The organism is Bradyrhizobium sp. BR2003 (assembly GCF_009720285.1).
GTDB classification, from domain to species: Bacteria; Pseudomonadota; Alphaproteobacteria; order Rhizobiales; family Xanthobacteraceae; genus Bradyrhizobium; species Bradyrhizobium elkanii.
In genome coordinates this window covers 166734-180728 of sequence record NZ_SMYJ01000015.1, presented here as the reverse complement: position 1 = coordinate 180728, position 13995 = coordinate 166734, and the positions used below count along the sequence as shown (strand labels likewise).

General features: G+C 64.1%; 10 protein-coding genes. 7 read left to right on the top strand and 3 right to left on the bottom strand.

What is annotated here, in order from left to right; translation table 11 throughout:
* Nucleotides 1-42 precede the first annotated feature (42 nt).
* A complete protein-coding gene (locus E2I15_RS10700) occupies nucleotides 43-3345 on the top strand; it encodes a carboxyl transferase domain-containing protein (protein ID WP_137477140.1) in 3303 nt (1100 codons plus the stop codon).
* A 230-nt stretch (nucleotides 3346-3575) separates the two neighbouring features.
* On the opposite strand, the gene E2I15_RS10695 is transcribed toward E2I15_RS10700, so the two are convergent.
* Complete coding sequence (locus tag E2I15_RS10695) at nucleotides 3576-5210, bottom strand: flavin-containing monooxygenase (protein ID WP_137477139.1); 1635 nt, start codon at nucleotides 5208-5210, stop codon at nucleotides 3576-3578.
* A 234-nt stretch (nucleotides 5211-5444) separates the two neighbouring features.
* On the opposite strand from E2I15_RS10695, the gene E2I15_RS10690 reads away from it, so the two are divergent.
* The 4 genes from E2I15_RS10690 to E2I15_RS10675 all read left to right on the top strand — a co-directional run bounded on the left by E2I15_RS10690 (nucleotide 5445) and on the right by E2I15_RS10675 (nucleotide 9963).
* Nucleotides 5445-6668, top strand: a complete 1224-nt coding sequence (locus E2I15_RS10690; protein ID WP_137477138.1) for a cytochrome P450 — start codon at nucleotides 5445-5447, stop codon at nucleotides 6666-6668.
* Between the two features lie 113 nt (nucleotides 6669-6781).
* Nucleotides 6782-8383 carry a GMC family oxidoreductase gene (locus E2I15_RS10685; RefSeq protein ID WP_137477137.1) on the top strand — a complete coding sequence of 534 codons (1602 nt, stop codon included), beginning with the start codon at nucleotides 6782-6784 and terminating at the stop codon, nucleotides 8381-8383.
* 17 nt (nucleotides 8384-8400) lie between these two features.
* Complete coding sequence (locus tag E2I15_RS10680; RefSeq protein WP_137477136.1) at nucleotides 8401-8850, top strand: hypothetical protein; 450 nt, start codon at nucleotides 8401-8403, stop codon at nucleotides 8848-8850.
* 90 nt (nucleotides 8851-8940) lie between these two features.
* A complete protein-coding gene (locus E2I15_RS10675) occupies nucleotides 8941-9963 on the top strand; it encodes a S1C family serine protease (protein ID WP_137477135.1) in 1023 nt (340 codons plus the stop codon).
* A 163-nt stretch (nucleotides 9964-10126) separates the two neighbouring features.
* On the opposite strand, the gene E2I15_RS10670 is transcribed toward E2I15_RS10675, so the two are convergent.
* Complete coding sequence (locus tag E2I15_RS10670) at nucleotides 10127-11056, bottom strand: TorF family putative porin (protein WP_137477134.1); 930 nt, start codon at nucleotides 11054-11056, stop codon at nucleotides 10127-10129.
* Between the two features lie 6 nt (nucleotides 11057-11062).
* Nucleotides 11063-11707, bottom strand: coding sequence for a hypothetical protein (locus E2I15_RS10665; protein WP_137477133.1), 645 nt, complete (start codon nucleotides 11705-11707; stop codon nucleotides 11063-11065).
* Nucleotides 11708-11782: 75 nt separating this feature from the next.
* Between E2I15_RS10665 and E2I15_RS10660 the strand changes: the two genes are divergently transcribed.
* A complete protein-coding gene (locus tag E2I15_RS10660; protein ID WP_137477132.1) occupies nucleotides 11783-12475 on the top strand; it encodes a hypothetical protein in 693 nt (230 codons plus the stop codon).
* A complete protein-coding gene (locus E2I15_RS10655) occupies nucleotides 12472-13872 on the top strand; it encodes a DASS family sodium-coupled anion symporter (protein ID WP_137477131.1) in 1401 nt (466 codons plus the stop codon). Before E2I15_RS10660 ends, E2I15_RS10655 begins: the two co-directional genes overlap by 4 nt.
* The last annotated feature ends 123 nt before the right edge of the window (nucleotides 13873-13995 follow it).

Here is a 13995-nt window from a genome sequence, read left to right as displayed (position 1 = left end):
GTCAGATCATGCTCAAACAAAAGAGCCTTTGGTGAAGTTGTGATGTCGTTCAAGAAATTGCTGATTGCCAATCGCGGTGAGATCGCGATCCGGATTGCCCGTGCCGCTGCCGACAGCGGCATCGCGACCGTCGCGATCTATCCCGCCGACGATGCCGCCTCGCTGCATGTCCGATCGGCCGACGCAAGCCACGAGATTCCGGGCCGCGGCGCGCGGGCCTATCTCGACATCGAGGCCGTCATCGCGGCGGCCAAGGCCGCAGGCTGCGACGCGCTGCATCCGGGCTACGGCTTCCTCAGCGAGAACACCCAGCTCGCGCGGCGCTGTGCCGGGGAGAGGATCACCTTCGTCGGCCCGTCGCCGGAGGCGCTCGATCTGTTCGGCGACAAGGCCAAGGCAAAGGCGCTGGCGAAGAAATGCGGCGTCCCGATCATTGCCGGCACTTCGGAGGCGACCAGTCTCGACGAGGCAAAGGCCTTCTTCGCCGCGCTCGGTGCCGGCGCCGCCGTGATGATCAAGGCGATCGCCGGCGGCGGTGGCCGCGGCATGCGAGTGGTCGAGGATGCCGCCAAGCTCGACGAGGCCTATGCGCGCTGCCAGTCCGAGGCCAAGGCGGCGTTCGGCAGCGATGCGGTCTATGTCGAACGGCTGATCCGCAAGGCGCGCCATATCGAGGTGCAGGTCATCGGCGACCGCCACGGCGCCATCAGCCATCTCTGGGAGCGCGAATGCACCATCCAGCGCCGCAACCAGAAGCTCATCGAGGTGGCGCCGAGCCCGTCGCTGAGCGAGGGAATGCGCGCGCGCATCATCGAGGCGGCGAAGCAGCTCGCGACCGCCGCGCGCTACGACAATCTCGGCACCTTCGAATTCCTGGTCGATGACGAAGCCGGGGAGAGCGAGGGGGCGTTTGCCTTCATCGAGGCCAATCCGCGGCTCCAGGTCGAGCACACCGTCACCGAGGAGGTGCTCGGCATCGACCTCGTGCGTTCGCAGCTCGCGGTCGCCGCCGGCGCCACGCTGGCCTCGCTTGGGCTGGCGCAATCGGCGGTGCCGCTGCCGCGCGGCTATGCGATGCAGCTGCGCGTCAACATGGAGGTGATGGACGAGAAGGGAGTGACAAAACCGACTGGCGGCACGCTCAGTGTGTTCGACCTGCCGTCGGGCCCCGGCGTTCGCGTCGATACGTTCGGCTATTCCGGCTACCGGACCTCTGCCGCGTTCGACTCGCTGCTGGCAAAAGTCATCGTGCATTCGCCGAGCCCAAAATGGACCGACGTGGTGCACAAGGCATCGCGCGCCTTGCGCGAATTCCGGATCGGCGGCGTCGCCACCAACATTCCGTTCCTTGGCGCGATCCTGGCGCATCAGAGTTTTGGGCGGAACAAGATCAGCACCAACTTCATCGATACCCACGTCTCGGTGCTGGTCGGCGCGGCGAGGGAGCTCGCACCTCCGCTGGTCGAGGTGAACGAAGCCGTAGTCGCCAAGCCGGCTGCCACTGAGACGGCGCCGGAGGGATCGCTTCCGGTGCCTGCGCCGCTGCAGGGCACCATCGTGGCGATCGAGGTCGCGGAGGGCGATCTGGTTCGGCCCGGCCAGCAGATCGCGGTGCTGGAATCGATGAAGATGGAGCATCTCGTCACCGCGCCGCATGGCGGCCGGGTGACCAGGATCGCGGGCGGCATCGGCGTCACGTTGATGCATGGCGAGCCGATCCTGTTCTTTGAGCCTGCCGAGGTCGACGGCCATCACGCGGCGGAGGAGGCCGCGATTGATCTCGATCACATCCGGCCTGATCTCGCCGAGTTGATCGCGCGCAAGGCGATCACTCTGGACGAGAACCGCCCGGCCTCGGTCGAGCGTCGCCGCAAGACCAACCAGCGCACCGCGCGCGAGAACATCGCGCAGCTGGTCGATGAGGGCTCGTTCGTGGAATACGGCTCGCTTGCGATCGCGGCGCAGCGCCGCCGCCGCAAGGTCGAGGACCTCATCAAGAACACGCCGGCCGACGGGCTGATCGCCGGCGTCGCCACCGTCAACGCCAGGGATTTCGGCGCCGACGGTGCACGCTGCATGGTGATCTCCTACGACTACACCGTGCTCGCCGGCACTCAGGGCCATATGAACCACAAGAAAATCGACCGCATGCTCGGCCTCGCCGAGCAGTGGCGGATGCCGCTGGTGTTCTACGCCGAGGGTGGCGGCGGCCGTCCCGGCGATACCGACCGGCTCGGCATGACCGGCCTCGACGGCCCGTCCTTCGTGCAGTTCGCAAAACTCTCCGGACTGGTGCCCGTGGTCGGCGTGGTCTCCGGCTATTGCTTCGCCGGCAACGCCGCGATGCTCGGCGTTTGCGACGTCATCATCGCCACCAGGAATGCGTCGATCGGCATGGGCGGTCCGGCGATGATCGAGGGCGGCGGGCTCGGCGTCTACCATCCGGCCGAGGTCGGCCCGGTCTCGTTCCAGTCGCCGAACGGCGTGATCGACATCCTGGTCGAGGACGAGGCCGAGGCGACCACGGTGGCGCAGAAATATCTGTCCTACTTCCAGGGCGCGGTGCAGGACTGGAAGGCGCCGGACCAGCGGCTGCTGCGCCGTGCAGTCCCGGAAAATCGGCTGCGGGTCTACGATATCCGCAACGTGATCGACCTGATCGCCGACGAGGGCTCGGTGCTGGAGATCCGCAGGGATTTCGGCGTCGGCATGATCACCGCCTTCATCCGCATCGAGGGCAAGCCGTTCGGCCTGATCGCCAACAATCCAAAGCATCTCGGCGGCGCGATCGATGCGCCTGCCGGCGACAAGGCCGCGCGCTTCATGCAGCTGTGCGACGCCTTCGACATCCCGATCGTCTCGCTATGCGACACGCCGGGCTTCATGGTGGGCCCCGAGGCCGAGAAGACCGCAATCGTGCGCCATGTCGCGCGGATGTTCGTCACCGGCGCGAGCATCACGGTGCCGCTGTTCGGCGTCGTGCTGCGCAAGGGCTACGGCCTTGGCGCGCAATCGATGATCGGCGGCGGCTTCCACGCCTCGTTCTTCACGGTGGCGTGGCCGACCGGCGAGTTCGGCGGCATGGGCCTCGAGGGTTATGTCCGGCTCGGCTTCCGCAAGGAGATGGAGGCGATCGAGGATCCGGTCGAGCGCGAAAAATATTTCCAGACCAAGGTCGCCGAGCTCTACGCCAACGGCAAGGCGGTCTCGATCGCCTCGGTGCTCGAGATCGACGAGGTGATCGATCCCGCCGATACTAGGCACTGGATCATGGCCGGCCTGCGCTCGGTGCCGAAGGCCGAGCCGCGGACCCACCGCAAGCGGCCGTGCATCGATGCGTGGTAACTGAAGCGGAACGCGTAGGATGGGTAGAGCGAAGCGAAACCCATCAATTCTCCATCCGCGGCGCAAATGATGGGTATCGCTTCGCTCCACCCATTCCACGGGGCGAATGCGGAGAGAGCTCGCAAGTGGCGGAGCAAATTCAGTGTCGTCCCGGCGCAGGCCGGAACGACCGCGGTGGATGGGTTGGCGCCTGTTGTCACCGAGAGAGCTAGACCGGACGACCGAGACAGCTACCCCAACCTCAGCTCCGCATACCCCTTCGCCGCCACCTCGTCGCACCGCGCGCGATACGCCGGGGCGCTGCCGCTGTAGCGGGCGACGATGCGGGTCTGCTTGCCCTCGACGTTGCGGTTGATGCCGGTCATCCAGGAATCGACCTCGTTCGACAAAAGCCCGACGCCGAGCGCCTTGACATGCTCGGTCCAGTCGGCGGTGCCCTCGGGCGTGGCGTCGAGGAAGGTCAGGCCTCTCTGCTGTGCAAAGCGGATCAGGCCGGTGACCCAGTCGACGCTGTATTCGATGCTGCGCGGGATGTTGCCGAGCGCCGTGTGCGGGCCCATCAGCATCATCATGTTGGGGAAGCCGTCGACCATCAGCCCGAGATAGGTCTCGGGGCCGTGCGTCCATTTCTCCTTCAGCCGCGCACCGTGCGCGCCGCGGAAATCGATCTTGTCGAAGCTGCCGGTGATGGCATCGAAGCCGGTGGCGTAGATGATGATGTCGAAGGCGTAGTCCTTGTCGGTCGTCCGGATGCCCTCGGGCGTGATCCGCTCGATCGGCGTCTCCTTGATATCGACCAGCTCGACATTGTCGCGGTTGTAGACCTCGTAATAGAAGGTCTCGAGCGGCAGCCGCCGCGTGCCGAAGCCGTGATTCTTCGGGATCAGCTTCTCGGCGACCGCCTGGTTCTTCACGCGCTCGCGGATCTTGCGCGCGACGAAATCGCTGATCGTGGCATTCGCCGTGCGGTCGATCAGGATATCCTTGAAATTGCCCTGCCAGATGCCGAAGCCGCGCTCGCCATAGAGCTTCTCGTAGAACGCCTCGCGCTCCTCCTCGCTCACATCGAACGCGCCGCGCGGATCGGGCGTATGCATGAAGCAGGCGAACGTCTCCTTGCAGCGCGCGAAGATCTCGGGATAGCCGGCCTTGATCCTGGCCTGCGTCGCGGCGTCGATCTTGCCGTTGTGCAGCGGCGCCGCCCAGTTGGCGGTGCGCTGAAACACGGTGAGATGCCCGACCTCGCCGGCAATGGTCTGGATGGTCTGGATGCCGGTCGCGCCGGTGCCGATCACGGCGACGCGCTTGCCGGTGAAATCCACCTTCTGCTTCGGCCAGCGCGCGGTGTGGAACGATTGGCCGCTGAAATCGTCGCGGCCCTCGATGCGCGGCAGGGTTGGCGTCGACAACGGACCGATCGCGGTGATCAGGAAGCGGCAGACGTGCTGCGCGCCGCCCTCAAGCGTGATCCGCCAGCTTCGCGTGTCGTCCTGGTAGATCGCTGACGTAACGCGGCTCTCGAACTGGATGTCGCGGCGCAGGTCGAACTTGTCGGCGACATAGTTGCAGTAGCGCAAGGTCTCGGGCTGGCCGGCGAAATGCTCCGACCACTCCCATTCCTCGAGCAGCTCCTTCGAGAACGAGTAGCCGTAGGAATAGCTCTCGGAATCGAAACGCGCGCCGGGATAGCGGTTCCAGTACCAGGTGCCGCCGACGCCGGTGCCGGCCTCGAACACGCGCGCCGTAAGACCAAGCTCGCGCAGCCGGTAGAGCTGGTACATGCCGGACAGGCCGGCGCCGATGATGATGACGTCGTAGTCCAGCGCCGCCGTCTCGGCGGTGTTGTCCTGGCGCAATTCGGCCACTGGTCGTTGCTCCCTGATGGATTGATTGCCGGCAAGGCTAGCCGGTCTTCCTGCTGCCGACAAACATCGAACAGCGGGGCAGCTATCGGGATTTGCCGGGTGCGTGGGCCCGCGCGCATTCCGCGCGGCGGACTGTACGCCCCGCGTCTTTACTCGGCCGCGGGATTCCCTCTATCGTCGGCCCGACACAACGATCGCCCGCCAAGCGGCGACGGAACCAGCGGGAGTGAAGCGATGGGAGAGGCGCTGCGCAGGCCGACGTCCATAGACGTCAGCAATCCCCGGCTTTATCAGGACGACACCTGGCGGCCGCTGTTCGCGCAGCTCCGCCGCGACGATCCTGTGCATTATTGCGAGGCGTCGGCCTACGGTCCGTACTGGTCGGTGACGCGCTACGACGACATCTTCGCGGTCGAGCTGGATCACCAGAACTATTCGTCGGCCTCCGAGCTTGGCGGTATCCAGGTCGCAGACCAGCCGAAGGGGCAGGAGCGGCCGAGCTTCATCCGCATGGACCCGCCCGGCCACACCGCGCAGCGCCGCACGGTGGCGCCGATCGTGGCGCCGTCGCACCTCGCCAATTTCGACGCCCTGATCCGCACGCGCACCGCAGCGGTGCTCGACGCGCTGCCGCGCAACGAGACCTTCGACTGTGCCGAGCGGGTCTCGGTCGACCTCACCAACATGATGCTGGCGACGCTGTTCGATTTCCCCTCCGAGGACCGCGCCAAGTTGACCTGGTGGTCGGATGTCGCGATCGCCAACGTCGAATCCTCCGACGCGGTGGTGCATTCGGAGGCTGAACGCACCGCCGAACTGGTCAAGATGGGAGAATATTTCCGCAAGCTGTGGGACGCGCGGATCGATGCGCCGCCGACCTTCGATTTGATCTCGATGCTGGCGCATTCTGAAGCGACGCGGAATCTGGAGCCGCGCGAGTTCATCGGCACGATCGGGCTCCTGATCGTCGGCGGCAACGACACCACGCGCAACTCGATGTCGGCCGGGCTGATGGCGCTGTGCGAGAACCCGGAGCAGTTCGAGCTGGTCCGCGCGAGGCCGGAACTGATCCCGAACCTGGTCTCCGAGAGCATCCGCTACCACACGCCGGTGCTGCACATGCGCCGCACCGCGCGCAACGATGTCGAGCTTGCCGGCCGTCGGATCAAGCAGGGCGACAAGGTCGTGATGTGGTACATCTCCGGCAACCGCGATGAGGACAAGATCGAGCGCGCCGACGAATTCATCATCGACCGCGCCAAGCCGCGCCAGCATCTCGCCTTCGGCGCCGGCGTCCACCGCTGCGTCGGCGACCGCCTCGCCGAGCAGCAGCTGCGCATCCTCTGGGAGGAGGTCCTGGCGCGCGATCTGCGTTTTGAGCTGATGGGCCCGCCGCAAAGGCTCTATTCCAATTTCATCCGCGGTATACGAAGCTTGCCGGTGAGAATCGTCAATTGAATGCACGTGTCATTCCGGGATGGTCCGAAGGACCGGACCCGGAATCTCGAGATTCCGGGTTCGATGCTTCGCATCGCCCCGGAATGACGGGATCATGAGATCAAGGAACAAGAATGAAGAACGATCCCGTTGACGTCCTGATCATCGGCGCCGGCGCGTCCGGCGCTGCCGTGGCCTGGAGCCTTGCCGATACCAAGATGCACATCCTCTGCCTCGATCAGGGCGGCTGGATGAATCCGGCCGAATATCCGAGCACCGGGCGCGACTGGGAGGCGAAGTTCTACGGCGAGTGGTCGTCCAGCCCGAATGTCCGCAAGCGCCCCGAGGACTACCCGATCAACGACGACAACTCGCCGATCAAGGTCGTCAACTTCAACGCCGTCGGCGGCTCGACCGTGATGTACACCGCGCACTGGCCGCGGCTGCATCCATCCGACTTCAAGGTGAAGACGCTCGACGGCGTCGCCGACGACTGGCCGATCGATTACGACGCGCTCACCCCGTTCTTCGAGGAGAACGATCGGATGATGGGCGTCTCCGGCCTGTCGGGCGATCCGCTGTCGCCGCTGAGCCACCCGCCGATGCCGCAGCAGCCGCTCGGGCTGTCCGGCCCCTTGATCGGCAAGGCCATGAACAAGCTCGGCTGGCACTGGTGGCCGTCGGACACCACGGTGGCGACGATGGATTATGAGGGCAGGGCGCGCTGCATCAATCTCGGCCACTGCACGCCGGCCTGCGCGCAGGGTGCCAAGGCCTCGACCGACATCACCTACTGGCCGCACGCAGTCCGCGCCGGGGTCGAGCTCAAGACCCATTGCCGGGTGCGCGAGATCCTGACCAACGAACACGGCATGGCCTCCGGCGTCGTCTATTACGACAAGGACGGCATCGAGCAGTTTCAGCCGGCCGAGGTGGTCATCATCGCCTGCAACGGTGTCGGCACGCCGCGGCTGCTGCTCAATTCGGCGTCGGGCAAATTCCCGAATGGCCTCGCCAACTCGTCGGGCCTGGTCGGCAAGAACCTGATGTTCCACCCCTATGCGCAGATCTACGGCTTCGTGAAGGAGCCGACCGACAGCAACCGCGCGCCGCCGACCTGCCTGTGGAGCAAGGAGTTCTACGACACCGATCTCTCGCGCGGCTTCGTCCGCGGCTACGGCATCCAGTTCGGCCGCGGCGCCGGGCCGGTATTCGAGGCGGTCGCGAGCGAGCAGAAGGGCATCCTGCCCTGGGGCAAGGATCATCACCGCGTGTTCCGTAAGCTCACCGGCCATCGTCTCGCGGTATCGGCGATCTGCGAGGATCTGCCGGAGGAGCACAACCGCGTCACGCTCGATCCCGTGCTGAAGGACAGCCATGGCATCCCCGCGCCCAAAATCGACTACACGATCAGCGCGAACAGCCGGAAGATGATGGATCACGGGCTGGCGCGCGGCCGGGAGATTCTCGAGGCCGCCGGCGCCACCGACATCTGCATCAACGATCCGATCCCGTGGGGCGGCTGGCATTTGCTCGGCACCGCGCGGATGGGCACCGATCCGACGCGCTCCGTGGTCAACGAATGGGGCCGCTCGCACGACGTGAAGAACCTCTTCATCGTCGACGGCAGCATCTTCGTCACCTCGGGCGGGGTGAACCCGACCTCCACCATCCAGGCCCTTGCGCTCTACATCGCCGATCAGATGAAGCAGCGCCTCGCCAATCTGTTCGACTGAGACCGCCAGAGACCGACATGTCCGATAGCAATCAACTGACCGCAGCCCAGCGCGCCGATCTCCGCACCGTCGCCGCGATGATCGTTCCCGCAAGTGACGAGTACAAGGTGCCGGGGGCGGACGATGGCGCGATCCAGGCCGACATGCTGGCAACGCTCGGCCGCGACGCCGCGCTGGTCGCGCAGGCGCTGGATCGTCTGGCTGATCTCGCGGGCAAGCCGCTCGCCGAGCTCGACGATGCCGGGCGCGATGCGGTGGCGCGGGAGTTTCGTAGCCGTGGCGGCGCCGCCGCGGCGACGCTCGTCCGCGTGGTGCTGCAGTGCTACTACCGCGACGACCGCGTGCTGCGCTCGCTCGGCCTCGAGCTGCGCGCGCCGTTCCCGAAAGGCCATGTGCTGCCGGAGGGCGACTGGTCGCTGCTCGATCCGGTCAGGGAGCGTGGCGGGGTGTTGCGGCGGGCGACCTAGCCGATTGGGCAGGTATGGGCGGGCCGGGGGCGTAACCACTTGCGGCGGCGGGAACCGGTCACCATCTGAGGGGACCAAAGGACTCTCGCCATGCTGGATTTTACCTCAGATACCGCCGCTGACACGGCGTCGTCGCGGGCGGCTGATGCTGACCAAACCGATGACCGGGCTTTGCTGGATGCCTATTCCAATGCCGTGATCGACGTCACCGACCGCGTCGGCCCCGCCGTGGTCCGGGTCGAAACCGGACCGAAAGTGCGCAACGCGCGCCAGCGCGGCGGCCTTGGCTCGGGCATCGTGATCTCGCCCGACGGCTTCGTGCTGACCAACAGCCATGTGGTCGGATCGTCGAAGGAGATCCGGCTGCGCGACACCGAGGGCTTCGTCACCGACGCCCATGTGCTCGGCGTCGATCCCGACACCGATCTCGCCTTGCTGCGGGCCGATGGCGCGCGCGATCTGCCCTATGCCTCGCTCGGCAACTCCAAGACGCTGCGGCGCGGCCAGCTCGTGGTCGCGATCGGCAATCCGCTCGGCTTCGAATCGACGGTCACCGCCGGCGTGGTGTCGGCGCTGGGACGCTCGATCCGCTCGGTCAGCGGGCGGACCATCGAGGACGTGATCCAGACCGACGCCGCGCTCAATCCCGGCAATTCCGGCGGGCCGCTGGTGTCGTCGAAGGGCGAGGTGATCGGCATCAACACCGCGATCATCAACGGCGCGCAGGGCATCTGCTTTGCGGTCGCCAGCAACACCGCGCAGTTCGTGCTGTCGGAGATCATCCGCCACGGCTATGTCCGCCGCGCCTATATCGGCGTCGCCGGGCAGACCGCGCCGGTGCCGCGGCGGCACGCGGTGCTGGCCGGCGTCGAGAACAAGATGGGTGCGCTCCTGATGCAGATCGAGCCGGACAGCCCGGCCGCGCGCGCCGCGCTGCTGCCGGGCGACGTCGTGATCAGGCTCGACGGCATCGAGATCAACGGCGTCGACGACCTGATCCGTGCGCTCGATCACAGCCGGATCGACCGCACCCTGTCGATGGACGTGCTCCGCCTCGGCCGCCTGCGCGCGATCGACATTCACCCGATCGAGCGGAAGCCCGCGAAGCAGTAAGGGCGCTTTATCCGCGTACGAGATACACCCTTTCCCCTCATGTCCGCCGTAGCCTTGGAGAGGGTGGCTTCGATGCGCAAGCATCGAAGCGGGGTGAGGGGTCTCTATCCGCGGACAGAGACCGGGCGGCTCCAGCAACAACCCTAAGCCCCATGGTTCCTGCCTAGTTCAACGCAAACCAGACCTTGGCAACAAACGTCGCGCCGCACCAGTTCGAGGTCAGGCCATCCGGGTTGGTAGCGAGATTCACGCGGCCGCCTGGCTGCGCATTTGGATCGCCTGTAAAGACAAAGCAGTTTTCCTTCGTCAGATTGGTGTCGTAGTAGCGCAGGTCGAAGTTGAAAGCCTTGTGGGAGAAGGTCACGCCTGCCTGCCAATTGAGATAGGAAGGTAAAGGGAATCCGCCGAGTTGCTGGTGTTGATTGCCGAACCAAGAATAGCCGGCAGCGGTCGTGAAGGATATGGTTACGTCGCGCGGCAGCAATCGGCTCGGCACATCATAGCCGACGCCACCTGCCACATATTGGCTCCAAGCGCCGGTGTTCGAGACATTCGGTGAATAGGCGTAGCCCGCGGCGAGGCGGACTTGATCGCTGATTTTTCGGTCGCCGCGGATGACCGTCTCCCAATAATTGATTCCGTTGGTCTCGCCGGGAAGCCGTTCTCCGGGATAAGCGAAATAGGTCACGCCAAAATCGAAATCGATCGTTGCGAACGTCGGACGGATACCGGCGGCGTAGGTGAATTCGGCGGCTGGCTGTGTCGGCAGGTTGACGGTGGCGACCGTTGTGCCGGCGTATAGCTGGCCCCATCTTGCTTCCAGGGCGGCGCCGACCGCAGGCCCATGATCGGACAATGTAACGCCGCGATAGATGTAGTCGGACGCAAGTCCCGCGCGGGCGCTGAATTCCAGTTCGTTCGAAGACGTCGTGTGGTTGGCGTCGGCTGCCGACCATCCGCGATTACCAAGGCCGATTGCTCCGGCTGAGCTGGGGGCTTGGCCGTAAGCGAGATCGCTGATCGAAAGCACAAGCCATAGCGCGACCAACCCCGTGATCGAGCGACCACTTGTTGCGTCCTTTCGCTGCCGCACTGCCGATTACCCTCCAAGAGCTACCGCGACGCCAACCAGTGCACTACCCACAGCCACCATCGAAAGCCCTGCCGTCCAAGGCCGCAACCCGCTACGTACTCCAAATGCGTAACCACAGCAGATGGCGGCAACATAGGTCACATGCAAGGCTAATCTGGGGTCGTGCAGCAGCACGAACGGAATTGTCAGCGGGAAGGTCGAAAGGAAACTCAATAAGCAAAGGCCCAGCGCTCCCGTCCAGTCGCGCTTCGTCAGCCTTGGACCAAGGAACGGCTCAGGCAATTGCTGCAAAGTTTTCCGGAGTACTTCCAATTGATCCAGAGGTAGGATCGCCGCCAATTGAGCCGGCAATGCATCTGAGATGATGCGCTGCGCAGTTTCGGGATCGGGCGCCTGCCTGATTGCGCGGAGCGTCAAAGCCTTGTCTCCCCGGTCATTGATACGAGCCAGAAGATAAAGACCGCCGTCAACAATACCCCAGGCTAGATTGCAGCCTAGCGCTCCCATCAGCATCGTACGAATGTTGATGCCAGCACCCGATGCGATACTCAGCGAGCAGATGAAGGTAAGGGCCATAATCAGACCGAATAAGGTCTCCGAGATCCGTTCCATCGGATCCAGTACGTGTCGAGGTGCTAAGGCGTCTGACATGAAATCATCTCCCGCTGGCCTTCTCGGCGGCTCCCTATAAGGGCTGCGCACTCTGCGCCTGACATCGATTGATCCATGTCAAGCCGGGATTTTCAATTCTGTGCAGGTATCCGGCTCAAAGTATATGCGGAGGCGAAATATATGTTTCTTTTCGCTGCGCTCTGGTGCGAATGTCTGATGATGAGCGGCCGCAGCTTCCGCGCTGCACCGTGGCTCCGGAGCGATGGCCGGCAAAGATCATCTCTTCTTTTCGTCGCGCTAATACTTGCCGGAGTTGGCGCTGCATCGCCCGTACAAGCTGCCTCCGAAGACACCGAGTGGCACGAGTTCAGCGGAACGTGGACCGCGGCTGGCAGCCGCCGCGACATCGGGCTCGGTGGCGATCGGCGAGCTTCGGTTGCCGATTACAGCGGATCACTAATGCTCTACGGGTCCTCACGTCCTGCGCTGGGCTTCCGCGCCGAGGCCGTCGTACTCAACGACAGCGCTACGGGCCTGACAGGACGGGCTGTCTGGACGGATGACACAGACAATCACGTCTATAGCGAGCTTCGCGGCGAAACCACCCCGGCAGGCAATCGCATCGTCGGGACATTTGTGGGCGGCAGCGGTCGGTACAAGGGTGCGACAGGCACCTATGAATTCTCCTGGCGCTTTCTTCTGGAAAACGAAGACGGTGTCGTGCAGGGCCAGTCGATAGGGCTCAGCGGTAAGGTCCGATTTCTGTCAACACCGAGTGGGCCCGGCGCAGGAACGTCCAAGCCATGAAACGCCCCCTCACATTCCTGAAGCCGGCGTTGCCGTTCATGCTGGCGATCGGCATCTGGCTGACACCCGTTCCGGCTGGATTGACCCCGCCCGCTTGGCATCTGTTCGCCGTGTTCGCGTCGGCGATCGCATCGGTCTTGATCGGCTCTTTTCCGTTGCTCCCATCCGCGCTGCTCGCTGTCGCGGCGGTGGTCCTGACCGGCACCATTTCGCCGGCGAAGGCCTTTGCGGGTTTTGCCAACGCCAGTGTGTTGCTGGTCGTGATTGCTTTCCTGGTCGCGCTCGCCGTGGTGAAGTCGGGTTTGGGGCGGCGGATCAGCCTGTTCATGGTCGGCATATTCGGCAAATCGTCTCTTGGGCTTGCCTACAGTATCGTCATAACGGACGCCATCATTGCTCCGGGTTTTCCCAGTAACACGGCGCGAGGTGGTGTTCTGTTCCCGATAGTGCTGTCGGTCGCCAGCGGATCCGGTTCGCGACCGGAGGAGCCCGAGGGTCGTAAACTGGGCGGCTATCTTATGTTCTGCGGGATGGCGAGCTTGTCGGTTTCGTCTGCGCTTTGGATGACGGCCACCTCGGCCAACCCGCTCGGGGTCCAGATAGTCAAGGGGTTCGGGGTAGAAATCGGTTTCGGCAAGTGGTTGGTTGTGGCGGCAGTGCCTGCACTGATTGCGCTCTTGCTGCTTCCCTGGCTTGTGGCGCGCATTTTCCCGCCAGGGATTGGCCAGACACCCGAAGCACCCGTTGCTGCCCGGAAGGAGCTTGCGGCGCTTGGTCCACTCAAGCGCGATGAATGGATCACGGCCGGAATCTTCGCATTCATGATCCTGGGGTGGGTATTTGGCGATTCGTTGCAACTGAATTCGACCAGTGTCGCGTTCGCTGGCCTCGGAATGTTGCTCGTGTCAAATGTCATCGGATTGAAAGATATTGCTGAACACGGAGAGGCCCTCGAAACGTTTCTGTGGCTTGCCGTGCTGTTTGCCTTGAGCGGGCAGCTCAACGAACTCGGGTTTATGGGTTATGTCGGTCAGCGGCTGGCGTCCTACATAGTCGGCCTTTCGTGGCAGATGACCTACGTCACACTGGTCGCGCTGTATGTGCTAATTCACTACATGTTTGTCAGTCAGACTTCACAGGTGCTGGCTCTGCTCGGCGTCTTTGTTGACGTCGGCATCCGAGGAGGCGTGCCCGCACCGTTGATGGCGTTTGCTCTGCTGTTTGCAAGCAGTTACTTCTCAGTCATTACGCCCCAGGGTGGCAGCCAGAACGTCATCTTCGTAAGCAGCGGCTACCTCACACAGCCGGAGCTCTATCGGGTTGGCCTGCTTGTGACGCTCTTCTTTCTCGCCGTGTTCCTTGTAATCGGAACTCCCTGGATCCTGCTGGTCACGTGACTGCGCGCAGCCCTGATCCACCAGCCCGACTTCGGTAGTTCACCGGGAGTTCGAGGTGCAGAAATTCGGAATAACAGAAGATATCGCTGAGTTGCCCGACGTGTCAAGTGGCCTGTCCGAGGG